This is a genomic window from Tranquillimonas rosea, assembly GCF_900111315.1.
GTDB lineage: Bacteria > Pseudomonadota > Alphaproteobacteria > Rhodobacterales > Rhodobacteraceae > Tranquillimonas > Tranquillimonas rosea.
The window spans coordinates 1-16818 of the sequence record NZ_FOGU01000013.1; the positions used below are offsets into that span (position 1 = coordinate 1).

Annotated in this window: 14 protein-coding genes; 8 read left to right on the plus strand and 6 right to left on the minus strand. The window is 68.6% G+C overall.

Going from position 1 to position 16818, the window contains the following annotated elements; genetic code table 11:
- Nucleotides 1-316: 2-oxo acid dehydrogenase subunit E2 (locus BMZ25_RS17410; protein ID WP_177190514.1), on the plus strand; the 316-nt coding region annotated here is incomplete at its 5' end.
- An 80-nt stretch (nucleotides 317-396) separates the two neighbouring features.
- Here the strand turns inward: BMZ25_RS17410 and BMZ25_RS17415 are convergent.
- Nucleotides 397-1131: a sugar transferase gene (locus BMZ25_RS17415; RefSeq protein ID WP_177190515.1), complete on the minus strand. Its 735-nt coding sequence runs from the start codon at nucleotides 1129-1131 to the stop codon at nucleotides 397-399.
- 412 nt (nucleotides 1132-1543) lie between these two features.
- Here BMZ25_RS17415 and BMZ25_RS17420 point away from each other — a divergent pair, with 412 nt between their 5' ends.
- The 3 genes from BMZ25_RS17420 to BMZ25_RS17430 all read left to right on the plus strand — a co-directional run bounded on the left by BMZ25_RS17420 (nucleotide 1544) and on the right by BMZ25_RS17430 (nucleotide 6474).
- Nucleotides 1544-2830 carry an O-antigen ligase family protein gene (locus BMZ25_RS17420; protein WP_092695930.1) on the plus strand — a complete coding sequence of 429 codons (1287 nt, stop codon included), beginning with the start codon at nucleotides 1544-1546 and terminating at the stop codon, nucleotides 2828-2830.
- Between the two features lie 100 nt (nucleotides 2831-2930).
- Entirely contained in the window at nucleotides 2931-5102 is a 2172-nt protein-coding gene (locus tag BMZ25_RS17425; protein ID WP_177190516.1) for a GumC family protein, read from the plus strand.
- The gene (locus BMZ25_RS17430; protein ID WP_092695932.1) at nucleotides 5095-6474 is read left to right on the plus strand and encodes a polysaccharide biosynthesis/export family protein; all 1380 of its coding nucleotides are present in this window, start codon (nucleotides 5095-5097) and stop codon (nucleotides 6472-6474) included. Before BMZ25_RS17425 ends, BMZ25_RS17430 begins: the two co-directional genes overlap by 8 nt.
- A 9-nt stretch (nucleotides 6475-6483) precedes the next feature.
- Here the strand turns inward: BMZ25_RS17430 and BMZ25_RS17435 are convergent, their stop codons facing one another.
- Both BMZ25_RS17435 and BMZ25_RS17440 read right to left on the minus strand, forming a co-directional pair.
- A complete protein-coding gene (locus BMZ25_RS17435) occupies nucleotides 6484-7260 on the minus strand; it encodes a family 16 glycosylhydrolase (RefSeq protein WP_092695933.1) in 777 nt (258 codons plus the stop codon).
- Nucleotides 7261-7324: 64 nt separating this feature from the next.
- On the minus strand, nucleotides 7325-8284 hold the full coding sequence (locus tag BMZ25_RS17440) for a glycosyltransferase family 2 protein (protein WP_177190517.1): 960 nt from the start codon (nucleotides 8282-8284) through the stop codon (nucleotides 7325-7327).
- 287 nt (nucleotides 8285-8571) lie between these two features.
- Here BMZ25_RS17440 and BMZ25_RS17445 point away from each other — a divergent pair, with 287 nt between their 5' ends.
- From BMZ25_RS17445 to BMZ25_RS17460, 4 genes are all read left to right on the plus strand, one after another.
- On the plus strand, nucleotides 8572-8838 hold the full coding sequence (locus tag BMZ25_RS17445; RefSeq protein ID WP_092695935.1) for a hypothetical protein: 267 nt from the start codon (nucleotides 8572-8574) through the stop codon (nucleotides 8836-8838).
- 102 nt (nucleotides 8839-8940) lie between these two features.
- Entirely contained in the window at nucleotides 8941-9924 is a 984-nt protein-coding gene (locus BMZ25_RS17450; protein WP_177190518.1) for a glycosyltransferase family 2 protein, read from the plus strand.
- Between the two features lie 157 nt (nucleotides 9925-10081).
- A complete protein-coding gene (locus BMZ25_RS17455; RefSeq protein WP_092695937.1) occupies nucleotides 10082-11113 on the plus strand; it encodes a glycosyltransferase family 2 protein in 1032 nt (343 codons plus the stop codon).
- Nucleotides 11110-12027 carry a glycosyltransferase family 2 protein gene (locus tag BMZ25_RS17460; protein WP_092695938.1) on the plus strand — a complete coding sequence of 306 codons (918 nt, stop codon included), beginning with the start codon at nucleotides 11110-11112 and terminating at the stop codon, nucleotides 12025-12027. Before BMZ25_RS17455 ends, BMZ25_RS17460 begins: the two co-directional genes overlap by 4 nt.
- Before the next feature lie 6 nt (nucleotides 12028-12033).
- Here BMZ25_RS17460 and BMZ25_RS17465 read toward each other — a convergent pair whose 3' ends face one another.
- The 3 genes from BMZ25_RS17465 to BMZ25_RS17475 form a co-directional block, all read right to left on the minus strand.
- Nucleotides 12034-13137, minus strand: coding sequence for a glycosyltransferase (locus BMZ25_RS17465; RefSeq protein ID WP_092695939.1), 1104 nt, complete (start codon nucleotides 13135-13137; stop codon nucleotides 12034-12036).
- 28 nt (nucleotides 13138-13165) lie between these two features.
- Nucleotides 13166-14356: a glycosyltransferase family protein gene (locus tag BMZ25_RS17470; RefSeq protein WP_092695940.1), complete on the minus strand. Its 1191-nt coding sequence runs from the start codon at nucleotides 14354-14356 to the stop codon at nucleotides 13166-13168.
- A gap of 205 nt (nucleotides 14357-14561) precedes the next feature.
- Nucleotides 14562-16817 (minus strand): pyrroloquinoline quinone-dependent dehydrogenase, encoded by a 2256-nt coding sequence (locus tag BMZ25_RS17475; RefSeq protein ID WP_092695941.1) that lies wholly within the window; start codon nucleotides 16815-16817, stop codon nucleotides 14562-14564.
- Nucleotide 16818: the final 1 nt, after the last annotated feature.

Below are 16818 nucleotides of genomic sequence, written 5' to 3' on the forward strand. Positions count from 1 at the left end.
CGACGCCCTCGCCGCAAAGGCCCGCGACCGCAAGCTCCGCCCCGACGAGATGGGCGGCGCCTCGATGACCATCTCGAACCTCGGCGGCATCGGCGGCTCCGCCTTCACCCCCATCGTCAATCCGCCCGAAGTCGCCATCCTCGGCCTCACACGCACCCAGACCGAAACCGCATGGAACGACGGAACACCCCGCCCCGTCCCCATGCTCCCCCTCGACCTCTCCTACGACCACCGCGTCATCAACGGCGCAGACGCCGCAAAATTCCTCGCAACCCTCAAAACCGCAATCGAAAAACCAGAAACAATCCTCGTCTGAAAAGACGGGCGTCGGGAAACGAAAAAGGCCGGCCACTTGGGCCGGCCGAGGACGGACGGGGAGCGGAAAGCGCGGTCGCGTCAGTAGCTGCCGCGCCTCTGGGCCACCACGCGGAACGTCTGGAAGATGATCCGCATGTCGCCCCAGAGGCTGAGGGTGCGGGTATAGTACTGGTCGAGCTGCACCCTTTCGCCATAGCCCACGTCGTTGCGGCCGCTGATCTGCCACAGGCCAGTCAGGCCGGGGCGGACGGACATGTAATCCTCGATCGCGCTGCCGTAATAGGGCGCCTCTTCCTCGACGATCGGACGGGGGCCGACCATGCTCATCTCGCCGCGGGCGATGTTGATGAGCTGCGGCAGCTCGTCGAGGCTGGATTTCCGCAGCACCGAGCCGATGGTCGTGATGCGCGGATCCTCCTTCAGCTTCCTGGTGTCGCGCCATTCCCGCGCGGCGGCGGGGTTGTCGTGCAGGTGCCGGTCGAGCGCCGTCTCGGCGTCGAGCACCATGCTCCGGAACTTCAGGCAGCGGAAAGTCTGGCCGTTCTTGCCCAGCCTCGGCTGGGCGAAGAACACGTTGCCCCGGTCCGTCAGGTAGATCAGCCCCGCGATCAGCGCCAGGAGCGGCGCCAACAGCACGAGCGCCACCGCGGCCGCGACCCGGTCGAAGCTCTGCTTGAGGGGGTATTCGCGATCCGGTTGAGGCTGCCGCCGGGGCGCCATCTGGTCGTAACTCGTGCCCGGCACGAGGAATGCCGGTGTGTAGGAGTTCAGGTGCCTCTCGGCCAACTCCATCGAATCGTGGTCTTTCGCCATCGTCAAAGCCCTTCCGCCATTGCCGCGGGTCGATACCCAGGTGCGGCCGGCACGTGTCTTCTGCACGTTGTGTCGTACTGTGTTACGTTCCGTGGCGCGCGCCGGCATCTGCCTGCGGCTCGTTACGCAGTCACTCAGCTTCTACCGTTACTCAACCGATTACTGCACTGCAGCAACACCGCTAACGCGGCGCCAACCTTACGGGCCAAAACAAGTTCCAAAGGCGGAGGTATTCAAGTGACATTCGTGTAAGTTGAGCGAAATCATGCTAAGATCGCGGCCAGACGGTGCACTATTTGGGCAGAGTATGAAACATACGCGTCTCGCGCCGTGAGATCCGGCAGACCGGACTCGCACCCGCCCCGCTCCGTCTGCGACACGTCTCTGGCAGACCCAACCGAGGCAGTCGACCATGAACGTGCCCAAGCGGCATCTCCTTGATCCCGAGGCCAACGCGGCGTTCGTGATTCCCGCGATCGCGCTGTCGTTCTTCGTCTTCGCCTATTCCCAGCTTTTCGGCCAGGTGTCGATCCTCGCGTTTTACGGGTGCTGGCTGCCGGCCTTCATCGCCGCGCCGGGCATGCTGATCTGGGGCGCGCAACGCGTGCTGCCGCTGCTTGTCCTGCCCGCCGTCGCAACGCTTTCGGTGCTGTGGTCGGACGTGACCTCGGGCACGCTGCGCGGCGGCATCCAGTACGGCACCACCGTGTTCTGCGGCCTCGTGGCCGCGCGCCTGACCTCGATCCCGAACCTGGCGGCGGGCGGCGTGATCGGCGGGTTGCTGGTGCTGATCTACTCGGCGCTGAACGGCAGCTACGCCTATGACGTCGTCGATGGCACCTATGCGTTCAACGGCGCCTTCGCATCGAAGAACCAGCTTGGCTACTTCGCGAGCCTGACGCTGCTTTTCTCCTTTGCCGTGTGTTTCCTCTACCAGGCCTCGGCGCTGTGGCGGGCCGTCGCGGTCGCGGCCGCGGCCCTGGCGCTGGTGCTGCTGCAGCTCTCGGATTCGGCGACGTCGATGCTGTCGGTGATGTTCTCGTTCGGGGTGATCCTGGCCGGGCGAGTGCTGATCGGCCTGCCGCCGCGCCTGAGAAATGCGGCGATTTTCGTCCTTATTTGTGGCGGCCTGGCCCTGGCGGCGGCCGCGCTGAACCTCGGCGCGTTCGACGCCGTGCTGGGCGCATTCGGCAAGGACACGACGCTGACCGGGCGCACCTACCTCTGGCAGCGCGGCATCGAGATCGGCGGCGAACAGCCCTATCTGGGCCTCGGCTACTACGCCTTCTGGACGCCGGGACGCACCGCCGCCGAAGAATTGTGGGAGACGTTCTACATCACCGGCAAGACCGGCTTCCATTTCCACAACACGCTGATCGAGGGCTATGTGGGCCTCGGGCTTCTGGGCGTCGTCCTGCTCGGCGCGCTCACGCTGGCGCTCGTCATCATGGCGGTGCTGACCGTCCGTCGGACCACCGCCCCCGGCACATCTCTGCTCTGCGCCGCCCTGGCACTCCTGTTCGTGCTGCGCTCGGCGGTCGAGATCGACTTTTTCACCCCCTACACGGCCGGGTCGTTTCTCGTGCCGTTCCTCCTGCTGAACATGGCCGATCGCTATGCGATGGACCGCTCTGCCGGAGAGGAATGGCCCGTCATTCGGTTGAGACGCCCCGCCCTTCTCACTGCGCAAGGAGAATGAGCGTGAGAGCCACTGACTATCCGCGCGGCGCCGCCGCCGCGCCCGGAACGCCATTTGCGAACGGGGGCCTGCAATGACCGGCCCCGTGAAAGAGCGATCGATGGGTTGGCTCCCGTCGGGCGGACAACCCTCGGGGGACGGGCCGCAGCAATCGTTCGACATCAGGGCCGCGGCGCGGGCCATCCGCCGGCAGATCCCGTTGATCGCCCTCTGCGCGTTTGCCGGCCTGTGTATCGCGATCATGCTCATCCTCGGCTCGATCCCGCAGTTCCGCGCGGTCGAGACCGTGCTGCTGGACGAAGAGCGCAACGAGCTTCTGGAAGAGGTCTCGCCGATCCCGAACGCCGTCTACACCAATTCGGCGGTGCAGAGCGAAGTCGAGATCATCAAGTCGAAGACCCTGGCGCTGAAGGTGGTGGACAGCCTGTCGCTGCACGAGGACGAGGCGTTCATGAACCCGCCCGCCAGCCTCGGCGACAAGATTTCGGGCCTCGTCTCCAGCGTGACCGATCCGATCGCCGACATGCTCGAACCCGCGCCGCAGCCCACGGCGGGCAGCGACGGGTCCGCATCGGGCGGCGAGACGGCCGAGGAGCCCACGGATCCGACGACGGAGGCGCGCGAGAGGGCCGCCTCGATCCTCCGGAGCGGGCTGAGCGTCGACCGGGTCGGACGCAGCTTCGTCATCAACATCGGCTTCGAGGGCTACGACCCGATCCGCGTTCGCGATATCGCCCGCGCCTACGGCACGTCCTACCGCACCTTCCAGCTGGAGGCGACGCGCGAGGTGGCCGCCAATGCGGGCGAGTGGATCCAGCAGCGCCTGGACGAGCTTGAGCAGCGCAGCCTGGACGCGGCGGCCGAAGTGCAGAGGTTCCGATCCGAGAACGATCTGGTCCAGGTGCGCGGCGATCTTCTGACCGAGCAGCAGCAATCCGAGATGGCGAGCGAGCTGATCCAGGCCTCCGCCCAGACTGCACAGGTGCGCGCCCGGCTGGAAAGCCTCCAGTCGCTGCTCGACGCGCCGGCGGGTGAGGCCCTGGGCGTGGCCGCGCTTCAGGGCAGTCAGGCCGGCGGACAGGAGATCCTGAGCGAACTGCGCCGCGAATACTTCAACTCGCGCCGCCGCTACCTGTCGATCACGGAAGAGTTCGGAGAGGACCACCCCCAAGCGCAGCAGCTGCAGGACTCGATCACCAGCCTCGAGACCGCGATCCGCGAAGAGGTGCGCCGGGCCGTCCGGTCCGTCGAGGCCGAGTTCGACATCGCTCGCAGCCGCGAGGAATCGCTTCGCAACGATCTCGACGCCATCACCAAGGGCTCGGGACAGGACGTTGCCGTCCTGGGGCGCCTGAACCAGCTCGAAACCGTGGCCGAGACGTATCAAACCGTCTATCGCGACTATCTCGAACGCTACGAGCTGACGACCCAGCAGGAGGCGTTCCCGATCGCGTCGGTGCAGATCATCTCCGAGGCCGAAAAGCCCACGGGCGCATCCAGCCCGCAGAAGAAGATGATGCTCGCGACGTGGCTGTTCCTCGGCATCCTCGTCGGCGCCTCGATCGGTGGCGTGCGCGAGTTGCGGCCGCGCCGCTTCCGCACGCGGCACGACGTGGAATCCTGGCTGGGCCTCACCTGTGCCGGGCTGAGGCCGAAGGGACGCCACGCCAAGAAGGACTCGGGCAAGGGGCTGGTGGCCCACCAGACGATGATGCGTGTCGTCCAGGCGATCGACCGGCGGCGGCGCAGCGGTCACCCGGTGGTGGTCGGACTGGCGCCGGTGACGGCCGATCCGGACTTTGCCGACACGGTGGCCACGCTCGTGTCGTCCATCGGCGCCGTGCGCGAGGCGCGGTTTCTCGTCGCGGACGCCGGAGGGCTCGACAAGGCCGCGCACAAGGCGCTGAAGAACCAGAGAAGCCTCGAGATCGCCGACCGCTCACAGCTGGCGGCCATGTTGCCTGACCCCGCCGCGGACCCCGCCGCGGCGGACAGGGCGGCCGAGTTTCCGGCGGGCTTCGACTATGTCCTCGTGCTGATGCCGCCGCTTACCCGGCTTGCCGGGGTCGACACGGTGTCGCGCCATCTCGACGCCACCGTGCTGACGATCCCATGGGGCAAGGTCGGAACCGAACTCGCCGAAGGCGCGCTGGCCGATCATCAGGACTTCCGCTCGCGGCTTGTCACCGCGATCCTCGATGGCGCCGACCTCAAGGCGGCCCGTCTCTACATGCCGTCGGGCAACTACGAAGAGCAGGTGATCAATGCGTGACCTCCGCGACGTCCTCCGTTCCGCGCTGGCCGCGGTCCTGCTGGTCGTGACGACCGGCGCCGTCACGGCGCAGGGCGATGCCGAACACAGGCTGCAACCGCTCGAGACCGTGACGGTCAATGTCGGCAAGTGGGATTCGGTCGAAGAGCAGTATACCGGCTGGCCGGACCTCGGCGGCGAGTACCGCATCGGGTCGGGGGGCCGGCTCGCGCTGCCGATGACCGGAGAGATCGAGGCGGCCGGGATGACGACGACCGAGCTGTCGAACGAGATCGCGGGCCGCCTTGCCTCGCGCATGGGGCTCAGCGGCCAGGTCGAAGCCTCGGTCTCGATCCTCGAGTTCCGCCCGGTCTACGTGGTCGGCGGCGTGCAGCAGCCGGGCGCCTATCCGTATACGCCCGGCCTCAGCGCACTGCAGGCGATCGGTCTGGCGGGCGGGATGCGTAGCTCGGGCACGACCTTCCTGCGCTCCGAGCGCAGCGCTCTGAGCACGATGGGCGAATATCGCGTGCTCGAACTTAGCCTGCTGCGCCAGCTGGCGACGGTCGCGCGGTTGCAGGCCGAACTGAATGACGCCGAGCAGATCGACACGCCCGAAGAGGTGGCGAACGCACCGATGGGCGATGAGCTGATGCGGCGCGAGCGCGAGATCATGGAGGCACGCGAGGCCTCGCTGGAGTCGAGCCTCAGCCAGCTCGACGAGATCGAGAACCTGCTCGAAGAGCGGATCACGCGGTTGGAAGAGCAACTCAAGCTGCGGGCCCGGCAACTGGAACTCGCGCAGGAGGAGCTTGAGAGCGCCTCCCAACTCGTCGAGCGCGGCCTGTCGGTGGAAAGCCGGCGCAACTCGCTCGAGCGTCTGGTCGCGGACCAGGAGGTGCGACGTCTCGAGCTCGAGACCGCCAAGCTGAACGCCGAACAGAGCCTGAGCGAAGTCGGACGCGACCGCGCGGACCTCATCAACGAGCGGCGGCGCGAGCTGGTGGAATCCATTCGGAACACGCGCAGCGACGTCGAGGAAACCCGCGTCAAGATGCAGACCCAGGCGTCGCTCTACGCCGAGTCGCTGCAATACGGCGACGGGTTCGTGCAGATGGACGGGACCGCCGCCCCGGTGCTGACGGTGACGCGCGAGACCGCCGAAGGATCGGAGCAGATCGACGTCGACCGCACCAGTACGCTCCACCCCGGCGACGTGCTGGAAGTGACCCTTCCCGGCCCGAGCGGCGTCTCGATGCCCGCGGCGACCCTGCCGTCGGACGTCACCGCGCCCGACAGCGGCTCCTCGTCCCTGCCGGCGAACCCGGGCCGCATCGGGCCGCTCGAAAGCGGGCTGTCGATGCGGGGCCCAGACAGCGCCGCGACGCAGTAGCGCGGCGGCTCAGTCCGCCGGCAGCGAGACCCCGGTCAGCCACCCGGTCAGCGCACGCCCCGGATCCGCCCAGGTTCCGGCCCAATCGGACATCGACGGGGGCACGGCCCAGAGATCGACGAAGGCGCGCAGCGGTCCCGGGCTCCAGGTGTTTCCGGGCATGTCCTCGGGGCCATAGCGCCCCACGACCTCGCCATCGACGCGGAACTCGGCCGCGTCCTCTTCGACGGTGATCGCATAGTCGTGCAGCCCCTCGGCCGCGTCGAATCCGAGATCGACGGTCACCGGACCGCCATTCGCCTGGTCGAGAGAGACGTGTTCGCCCGCCTCGGTCTCGAAATGGATGTTGATCTGGATCTCGGTGGTGTCCCCGCCAACGAATTCGATGTCGTATTCCCGCCAGGGCTGGTTCTCGTGGTCGGCCTGGTACAGAAACATGCCGAACACCGCGCCCTCGACCATCTCGGGGGCCTGCGCCCGCCAGCTCCAGGTGCCGGTGCGGGCCGTGGTACGGGACTGGATCTCGCCGCCGCGGAAGGGTCTTTCGGCCTCGGGGCCGGCGGCATCGAGAACGAAGGTTATGCCGTCGTTCTCGCGGCGGACGTTCTCGGCGCTCCAGGTCAGGATGTTCGACTGCCCCGCGTCCCATTCCGAGACCAGCCAGTCGCGCTCGCCGATGCCGCCCTGACCCTGCCGGGCCAGCGAGGGCAGCTCGGCCTCCTGCGCGGGGGCCATCGTCGCCGTCAGGACCATCGCCAGGGCAGTGGCGGAGTGAAACGTCTTCATGTTGACCTCTCGACCGACGGCGCCTGGCCGCCTTCTGTTCGTGTTCCCGGTGACGGGTCGCGCCCTATTCCACCGGCGTGTCCTTTGCAGGCGGGGCCGTTTCGGACGTGCGGCGTCCGATCCGTTTGCCCACGGCCTCCTTCAGTTGCAACGCGACGCGACCCGTGGCGCGCGGACGGCGCAAGACTTCGCGTCCGGCCTGCCCCAGACGCGCGGATTTCAGCGCCTGCATCACAAGTTCCGCCGCGTGCATGTCGGCAAGCGCCTGCCGCCGCTGCGCCAGCAGACCCGCAACCTCTTCGCGGTCGGCAAAGAGCGGCGCGACCCGGTCCTCGGCCTCCAGCAGGGCCGCCAGGTGGTCGGGTTCGGACCGGTGCGAGATCGAGCCGGCGCGACGGGTATAGAGATAGTCCGCCGAAGGCGCGAACCAGACCCGCGCGCCATGGGCATAGGCGGAGAGGATCAGGTGATAGTCCTCGCCATTGCGCAGCCGCGGGTCATAGCGCAGTCCGTGCGCCTCGACGAACGAGCGGCGCAGGAGTGGCTTGAGATAGCCGTAGGACCGCCCCCCGGAGGCGGCCAGGTTGCCCGCGACGAAATCCACCGCACGCCACTCGGTCGGGATCTGCGGCTGCGCCAGGAACGCGCTCTCGCCCACGTGGCCGTCGGCGTCGCGCTCGGCCAGGTTGCCCAGCACGATGTCGGCGCCTTCGGCCTCGGCCAGGTCGATCATGTGGCGCAGGCGGTGCCGCGTCATCGCGTCGTCGGCGTCGAGCACGGCGATCCAGTCACCCCTCGCCATGTCGAACGCCGCGTTGCGCGCCGCGCCCGGCCCGCCATTTTTTGGCTGCCGGAAGGCCCGGATGCGGGCATCCCCGGCGGCGAGGCCCTGAATGTGCGCGAAGGTGTCATCGGGCGAGGCGTCGTCGACCATCAGCAGCTCGACCGACACGCCGACCTGACCCAGCGCCGAGGCCACGGCCGCATCGAGATGGCCGGCAGACTTCCAGGTGGGAACCACCACGCTCACGTCCGGAGGGGGCGCCGGCGCCTCTGATGTCACTGCGAATCTCCCGGCCATGTGTGGGCTCTCAGTCCCTCAACATTCCTGACGAACCTACGCATAGGTTGTTTCCTGAATCGAAACTTCAACGCTGGGTATAATACTTTGTCTCAAAAAACGGACTGTTACGAGATTGTCATGCTCAATCCTTGCGCGGCGTCATCACGTCAAACATAGTCTTGCTGCTAGGTAACATTCCGCTCATGCGGACTACTCGAGTTCGGCGTATTTCGCCATCGAGGGGGGAAATGTCTAAGAATTTGCTTAAGTCTATACTGCTCGGCTACGGTCCCGCGCTCGTTCTCGCGGCGGTCGCCGTGGTCGCATTGCACTGGCCCGTGTGGCTGGCCGTACTGGGCTGGTGGATTATCGGTGCCGCTCTGACGCTCGGGGTGGCGTGGTATCGCGTGGCCGCCGAAAAACAAAGCCGCGAGCGGCACGCCAACACATCCGAGCGCAAGGGAAGCAGCTTTCCGACCGCCGGCATCTGCGCCGAGACGTCCGAGACCGGCTGAGGGCGCGATCACTCGCCGGTTGTCCTGAACCACCGGCAATCGCGTTGTGATCCACCGCGCGCTCGCGCATCCTCTGCGCAAGTCCACGGTGAGGTCCCCGACGTGACAAGCGCCCAGTCCATCCCCGACGTTACGGTGGTCATTGCCGCCTACAACGCCGAAGCACCCGTAAGGCGCGCGGTCGACAGCGCGCTGGCCCAGATTGATGTCGCGGTCGAGGTGATCGTCGTCGATGATTGCTCGACCGACGGAACGGCGGCGATCTGCCAGAGCATCGCCGACGTCGACCCGCGCCTCAGGGTGATCGTGCAACCGCGGAACGCCGGGCCGGCCGCCGCGCGCAACACCGCGCTCGCCAATTCCCGCGCCGCGTGGCTGACCGCGCTGGATTCCGACGACTTCATGGAGCCGCGGCGCCTGTCCACCCTGCTCGCCATCGCGCGGGAAGAAGAGGCCGATTTCGTCGCGGACGACCTCTTCAAGCAGGACGAGGGCGACACGGCCGGCGCCCGCCGGTGGCGCCTGTGGTCCGACGCCCCGATCGGCCGTCAGCACCTGGACGCCACCGACTTCGTCCGGGGCAACCTCACCTCGCGCCATGGCGGCCGCCGCGAGCTGGGCTTCGTGAAGCCGCTGATGTCGCGCGCGTTCCTCACCCGGCACGCGCTCACCTACCCCGACCTGCGACTGGGCGAGGACTACGTGCTTTATGCCGAGGCGCTGATCCTGGGCGCGCGTTTCGTACTGACCGATCCGGCGGGATACGTCGCGGTCGTCCGCGAAACCTCGCTTTCCGGCGCGCATCCCACCGAAGTGCACGAAGAGATGATCGCGCAGGATCGGCGGCTGATGGCGCTGCCCGGAGTCGCCCCCGCCACCCGCGCCGCCCTGACCCGGCATGTCCGCGAGGTCCAGAAAGAGTGGATGTGGCGCCGCATGATCGACGCGGTGCGTGAGTCCGACCCGGTGGGCGCTGTCCGCTGCTTCTGGGCGCCGCCCGAGGTCGGGCTGGACCTAGCGGGAAAGCTGGGGGGCGAAGCCCTGCGCCGCACGCGGCACAAACTGACGCGCACCCAGCACGGATAACGCCTGTTCCGGCGGCATCGTGCCCGCAGGGCGCCGCACCCTGCGGCAATCCGGCAGGGAACCGCCGACCGCCCCGGCGGGTCCGGCGCCCATGGGTGGACAATCATGCCGTGTCCCCGGAGCCTGCGCACAACCCGAGACCGACCGAGTCGCAAGAATGAGCGAGACCGAGTCCGCGCCCTGCGCGCCCGAAGATGTCGCCGTCGTCGTTCCCGTCCTGAACGAGGCCGGGGCGATCGAGGCGTGCCTGCGCTCGCTCCTCGAGTCCGACGACTTCGCCCGCCGCACGCAGGTGATCGTCGCCGACGGCGGCAGCACGGACGGCACGCAGCAGATCGTTCGCGACCTTGCCGAACACGCGTTTCCGAACATCAGCCTGATCGACAACCCCGACCGGTTGCAATCCGCCGCCGTGAACCGCGCCGCGATGGATCAGCCGGCGCCGCGCAAGCTCCTGATCCGCTGCGATGGCCACTCGGTCTATCCCGAGGGGTATGTTCGGCGTGTGGCAGAGGCGCTGACCGCCCGGCCCGAGGCCGCGTCGGTGGCCACGGTCATGGACGCCACCGGCAATCGCGGCTTTCAAAGGGCGGCGGCTTGGGTCACGGACACGCCGATCGGCTCGGGCGGATCGGCCCATCGCGGGGGCCGCCGCTCGGGCTGGGTGGATCACGGCCACCACGCGGGGTTCCGGCTGGACTGGTTCCGCCGGATCGGCGGCTACGACCCGGCCTTTTCGCACAACGAGGATGCCGAATACGATTACCGGCTGGCGCAGGCCGGGGGCCGGGTCTGGCTGGAAAGCGATATCCGCCTTCAATACACCATGCGCCCAACCCTCGCCGCGCTGTGGCGGCAATACATGAACTACGGGATGGGACGGGCGCGCACCCGCCAGAAGCACGAGATGCGCCTGAAGGCCCGGCAGATCGCGCCGGCTCTGCACGTCGCGCTCACGGCCTTCGCCCTGCTGGTGTCGCCGGTCCTGCCGGCCGCACTATTGTATCCCGCCTTCTACCTCCTCGTCCTCGCCATCACGTCCGTCGTCGGCGCGGTCAAGTTGCGGTCGACCGCCGGGCTATGGGCGGGACCGGCGCTGGCGGCGATGCATTTCGCGTGGGGGATCGGCTTTCTCCGGCAGACGCTGCGCCGCCCGCCACATCGCACGGCGACGGGGGCCGCCACATGACCGACGGAAGCCCTGCGCGCCGGGTCGACATCCTCGTCTGCACCTTCAACCGGCCGCAGATCACTGCGACGCTCGACTCGCTCGACGCGCAGAAACGTCCGCCCGCGACCGAGCTGCGTATCATCGTCGCCGACAATGCCGAGACGCCGGCCTCGCAGTCCCTGATCGAAGAGCATGCCCGGACCCTCGCCACACCTGTCCGCTACGTCCATGCGCCCGCGCGCAACATCTCGATCGCGCGGAATGCCTGCCTCGACGCGGCAACGGGCGACTGGGTCGCCCTGATCGACGATGACGAGATCGCCGACGGCGACTGGATCGCCGCCCTCCTGCGTCGCGCCGACGAGACCGGGGCCGACGCCGTATTCGGCCCGGCGCTGGCGGAATACGGGCCCGAGGCGCCCGAGTGGATGCGGCAGCAGGCACATCATTCCAACATCCCCGAACGCCGCGACGGCGTGGTCGAGACGGGCCACACCTGCAACGCGCTCGTCCGGTTCGGCGATGTCCCGTGGGCCGACGAGCGTTTCGACCTGGCGCGGGGCCGGTCGGGCGGCGAGGATACCGAGTTTTTCTTCCGCCTCATGCGCCACGGCGCGCGGTTCGAGATCGCCGACGAGGCCATCGTGCGCGAACCCGTCGCGCCCGACCGCCTGCGTCTCGGCTGGCTGATGCAGCGCAAGTACCGGATGGGGCAGAGCTATGCCGCCTCGGCGCCGGGGCTGGCGGCGCGGGTCAAGCTGGCCCTGACCGCCGCGGCAAAGACCGCCTATTGCGGCGTGGCCGCCTGCGGACGCGCCGCCGCCACCGACCGCCGGAATTTCTGGACACTGCGCATGGCGCTGCATGCAGGGGTCGTCTCGGGATGTCTCGCGCTGCCGCAGGCTGAGCTCTACGGCCACCGGAACGATTGAGTCGGCTCAGGACGTGGCGGCCACCGGCGCCGACGGTCGCGCCGGCAGGCCCGCCCGCGCCGCCTCGGCCAGCACCTCAAGAACCGTGTCGATCTGGCTCTCGCGGTCCAGGTCCGGGCGCCGCGAATAGTCCAGCGCCGCCTGCGAGACGCTTTCGTAACGGTCCGTGTCGTCCCAGAGCGCCCGCAGCGCCGCGACCCATTCCTCCGCCGGCGCATCGGCATCGACCAGAAGGCCGCCGGGCCCGATCGCTTCGGGCAGCCCGCCGCGGCGCGCGCCGATGACGGGGATGCCGCTGTAATGCGCCTCGGCGGCGACACGGCCGAACGCCTCTTCCCACCGGCTCGGCGCCAGAAGGATGCGTGTCTGCCCGTAGATCTCGCGCATGTCGTTCGTGCCGGGATGCATCGTGACGTTCGACAGCCTGGCCAGCCGCGCATCGCGGGCCGCGCGTTCCTCGCCGGTCAGGCCCCAGCCCTCGACGAACAGGAACGGGATGTCGGGGCAGCGCTCCGCCAGCGTCAGCGCCGTCTCGAGCCCCTTCTGGGGATGCGGGTTGATGAAGGTCACGTATTCGCGGCTGGTCTCGGTCCGATAACTCTCGGGCGTGAACATCGGATGCACGACGCGCGATTTCAGGCCGTAGTGCCGCTCGAACCACGCCGCCGTGAAGGACGAGTTGGCAATCGCCGGGATCTGTCCCAACGTCGCGAGGTCGCCGCCCAGATCCTCGACCTCGACATTGCGGAAGTAGATCACCGAGGGGATTCCGGCGTCGAGAAAGGCGCGCGCGATCGGCACCGGCTTGTAGGATTGCACGACGGCCACATCCGGCGCCTCGCGCGCCACCAGCTCGGGCACCCCTTCCCACGGGAACCAGCCGCGATGCACGCGGTAGCCCAGCGCGGTGTCGGCCACAGTGCGCCGCCCCGTCAGTTTCATCGCGATCCGGCCGCGCAGCCCGATCAGGCCCTCGCCCGCCAGACCGGCAAGCACCGACACGTCATGGCCGCGCCGTGTCATCGATAGAGCCATCTCATGCGTGCTGGCCTGCGCGCCCCCCTTCATCTGGGGAAGGTAGGGATGCGCGCTGCCGAAAACGATCTTCATGCGTCCGCCTCACTCGGAAAACCCGCCATCACGACGCCTCCTCGGCCATGCCGGCCTCATGCCCGGACGCGGCGAACCGCTGGGCCGCGCCGCCGGTGGCAAGCGCCCGCACCAGCGCTGCGCACTCTTCAACCGTGACCGACCAAAGCGCGCGCGGCTGCTCTTCCAGGCGGGCGATCTGCGCCGCGTAATCCGCCGGTTTCAGCGCGGCGAAATACGCCCACAGCGACGCCGCGTCCGCGGTGTCGACCGTGACGCCGAAGCCGTTCCGGTCCAGGAAGGCCCCGGTTTCGACATGGGCCAGCGCGATCGGAAGCGTGGCGTGGAAGGCGCTTTCATACAGACGGTTCGGCAGCAGCCAGGCCGAGTTGTGCCCCTCTTCGAAAAAGTCGATGCACCACGAGAAATGCACGTCGCCGTATATCTCCGGCAGGTCGCGGGCGCCGTCGTATGCCCCTTCGAACCGCATGTTCGGCACCTCGCGCACCTCGGCGGCGAGATCGGGAAAGACCGCCGGCGTCGGGCGCCCGCGCAGCACGACCTCGACCTGCCCGTCACCGCGGCGCGCGAGATCCGACAGGATCTCGAACGACTTGCGGCACCGGAGCGCCCCAAACCAGCCGATGCGCCACGGAGGCCCCGGCGTCGTGGCCCCGGCGGCGGTCACATCGTCGGTCAGGGCCGGCACCTTGTTCTCGACCACCAGCGTCCGGGCGCCGAACACCGCGCCCAGATGGTTGCGCACGAAGGCGGGGGAACTGGTAATCGCGAGGTCGACGGAATGGGCCAGCCGCCGCTCGAGCGCCCGGAGCGCGCGCCCCGCCACGCCCTCGCTCGTCAGCAGACGGTGAATGTCGAGACATTCGTAGACGAGCCGCGGCCTGCGGCCGGTCCGCGCCTCGATCCGGCGCACCACCCGCACCGCGATGGCCAGCATCTCGAGGTTGCGCGCCATCAGCACGTCGGAATCCCCGAATTGCTCTGCCAGAGCCTCGACCCGCGCCAGGCAGACCCGCGCCACCGCCGCCGCCCGCGCCGCGAGACGGGCATCGCGCGTCTCGCCAAGAACCAGCGGCGCGGTCTCGAAGACCGGCACCGCCCGCCCCTCGCGGACGAACCCGGCCGGAACGATGTCGGCATCGCCGGCCTCTAGCATCGCGACCCGGCGGCGCACCGCGGGATCGGCGAGGTCATGGACGAGATACCCGATACGGGTCATGTCACGCGCTCCGTTCCGCACATCGGAAAACCGCACGGAGACGCGCGGCACTTGCCGGACCCTTAGCGCAGGATGCCACGCGATGTCACAGCGGGGGCGAGCCGGAGACGGCAATATCCCGCCTTGCGTGCATGCTGTGCGCGAATTCCGGCCGTCGCCGGAAAAGCCGGCAGGCAGGGGCCGCCGGGGGCGGCCCCTGCCCGTCTCAGTCCTGAGGCAGGGTGTAGGCGATGACTGCATCGCTCACACCGGTCTCCATGAAGTGATGCCCGCCGGGCGCGATCAGGACATACTGCTGACCGTCGACCTCGTAGGTTATCGGGTTGGCCTGCCCGCCCGCCGGAAGGCTGTCGGTCCAGAGCACCTCGCCCGTTTCGATGTCGATGGCCCGGAACAGGTTGTCCGTCGCAGCCCCGATGAAGACGAGCCCTCCGGCGGTGACGACCGAGCCGCCGTTGTTCGGCGTGCCGATCGTCAGCGGCAGGTGCGAGGGGATGCCCCACGGCCCGTTGCGCCGCGCGGTGCCGATCGGCTCGTCCCAAAGGGTCTCGCCCGTCTCCAGGTCGATGGCCCGGATACCGCCATAGGGCGGTTGCGTGCAGGGCATCCCCGTCAGCGGCGAGCGCCAGCCCGCGTTCACGTCGATGGCGTAGGGCGACCCCGCCTGCGGATCGCCGGCGCCCTCGGGGCCGCCGCCTCCGCCGCCGCCCTCTTCGTTGATGGCGCGGAGGTTGCGCGCGTCGGCCTCTTCCCGCGGGATCAGGCGGTTGTGGTTGGGGATGTTGTTGTAGTTCGCGACGATGATACCCCGGTCGGTATCGACCGCGACAGAGCCCCAGTCGGACCCGCCGTTATACCCCGGATACTGGATCCAGTGCCGGTCGGCGGACGGCGGCGTGTAGAACCCGTCGTAGTTCGAGCGACGGAACTGGATGCGGCACCACAGCTGATCGATCGGCGAAAATCCGAACATGTCGCGCTCGGTCAGGGGATCGAAGCGCAGCGTGTGATAGCCGCTCGTCGGCTGCGTCTGCGACAGGTACTCGGGCTCGATCTCGCCGGTCGAGGGAACCTCGAACTCTCCCACCGGGAACAGGCTCTCGCCGGTCTCGCGGTTGAGAACGTAGATGTCGCCCTGCTTCGAGGGCAGGATGATCGCCGGCACGCTGCCGTCCTCGGTCGGGAAATCCACCAGCGTCGCCTGGCTGCCGAGGTCATAGTCCCACACGTCGCGGCGCACCGTCTGGAACGACCAGGCCGGCTCGCCCGTGGTCACGTCGAGCGCGACCAGAGAGGTCGACCATTCGTTCTCGGCCTCCGAGCGGTTCGAGCCGTAGTAGTCGACCGACGAGTTGCCCATCGGCATGTAGGCATAGCCCAGCTCTTCGTCCGCGACCCCGGTGGTCCACATGTTCGGGGTGCCGCGGGTATAGACCTCGCCCTCTGGCGGACCGTCGCGGTTCTCGTCCGGAGCGGCGAGGTCCCACGCCCAGGCCAATTCGCCGGTGCGGGCGCTGTAGCCGCGGATCACGCCCGACGGGGCGTCCTCGGCCTGACCGTCCTTGACCTGGGCACCGGTCACGACGATGCCGCGCACGATCGTCGGAGGCGCGGTGACGGCGTACCAGCCCGGCACCCGTTCGCCGATGTCCTGCCACAGGTCCACGGTGCCGTTTTCGCCGAAGTCCTCGCATGGCTCGCCCGTCTCGGCGTCCAGCGCAATGAGCTTGGCGTCGATCGTGGCCTCGATGACGCGCGTGGCGCAGGTGTCACCCTCGGCCGCCTCGGAATCCGTCCAGAGGCTCACGCCCCGGCACGAGGCCGAGTACGGGATCGCCTCGTCCGGCACGCCGGGATTGAAGCGCCAGTTCTCTTCGCCGCTGGCCGCGTCGACCGAGATCAGGATGTTCTTGGCCGAACACATCAGCAGGTCGTCCCCAACCTTCAGCGGCGTGCTTTCGGGCGCATAGCGTCCCTCGGCCTCGGGGCTGGGCATGTCGCCGGTGTGATAGACGAAGGCCCGTTCCAGTTGGCCGACATTGTCCGGCGTGATCTGGGCGAGCGGCGAATACCGCGTCGCCTGCGCGTCACCGCCCCAGAACGGCCAGTCGGCGCCGATCTCGGGCAGGTCCTGCGGCGCGGTGGCGAGGCCCTCCGGGCTTTCGCCGGCGGACGCGTCCTGCTGGCCATCGTCGGCGGACGCGTCCTGCTGGTCATCGTCGGCGGGCGTACTCTGACCGTCCGCCTGATCCGGGCTGTCGCCCCCTGACTCGCCGCCCTCCGGGCCGGACTCGCCCGCGCCGTCGGCGCCATCCTCGGCCGGCGCCGCCTGGTTCTCTCTCTCGGAGGCCGCGCCGCTGTCGTCCTGGGCGCTGACGGGGCCGGCCAGCGTCACCGCGTCCAGGCCAAGGGCCAGGGCCGAGACCGCGCAGAGGGCCGAGGAGTGGGTAAGAATTCTCATG

What these genes read in the sequence shown, in the direction of transcription:
- BMZ25_RS17415 (WP_177190515.1), bottom strand. Translation starts at nt 1,131, where the DNA reads ATGGCGAAAGACCACGATTCGATGGAGTTGGCCGAGAGGCACCTGAAC.
- BMZ25_RS17420 (WP_092695930.1), top strand. Translation starts at nt 1,544, where the DNA reads ATGAACGTGCCCAAGCGGCATCTCCTTGATCCCGAGGCCAACGCGGCG.
- BMZ25_RS17425 (WP_177190516.1), top strand. Translation starts at nt 2,931, where the DNA reads ATGGGTTGGCTCCCGTCGGGCGGACAACCCTCGGGGGACGGGCCGCAG.
- BMZ25_RS17430 (WP_092695932.1), top strand. Translation starts at nt 5,095, where the DNA reads ATGCGTGACCTCCGCGACGTCCTCCGTTCCGCGCTGGCCGCGGTCCTG.
- BMZ25_RS17435 (WP_092695933.1), bottom strand. Translation starts at nt 7,260, where the DNA reads ATGAAGACGTTTCACTCCGCCACTGCCCTGGCGATGGTCCTGACGGCG.
- BMZ25_RS17445 (WP_092695935.1), top strand. Translation starts at nt 8,572, where the DNA reads ATGTCTAAGAATTTGCTTAAGTCTATACTGCTCGGCTACGGTCCCGCG.
- BMZ25_RS17455 (WP_092695937.1), top strand. Translation starts at nt 10,082, where the DNA reads ATGAGCGAGACCGAGTCCGCGCCCTGCGCGCCCGAAGATGTCGCCGTC.
- BMZ25_RS17460 (WP_092695938.1), top strand. Translation starts at nt 11,110, where the DNA reads ATGACCGACGGAAGCCCTGCGCGCCGGGTCGACATCCTCGTCTGCACC.
- BMZ25_RS17465 (WP_092695939.1), bottom strand. Translation starts at nt 13,137, where the DNA reads ATGAAGATCGTTTTCGGCAGCGCGCATCCCTACCTTCCCCAGATGAAG.
- BMZ25_RS17470 (WP_092695940.1), bottom strand. Translation starts at nt 14,356, where the DNA reads ATGACCCGTATCGGGTATCTCGTCCATGACCTCGCCGATCCCGCGGTG.
- BMZ25_RS17475 (WP_092695941.1), bottom strand. Translation starts at nt 16,817, where the DNA reads ATGAGAATTCTTACCCACTCCTCGGCCCTCTGCGCGGTCTCGGCCCTG.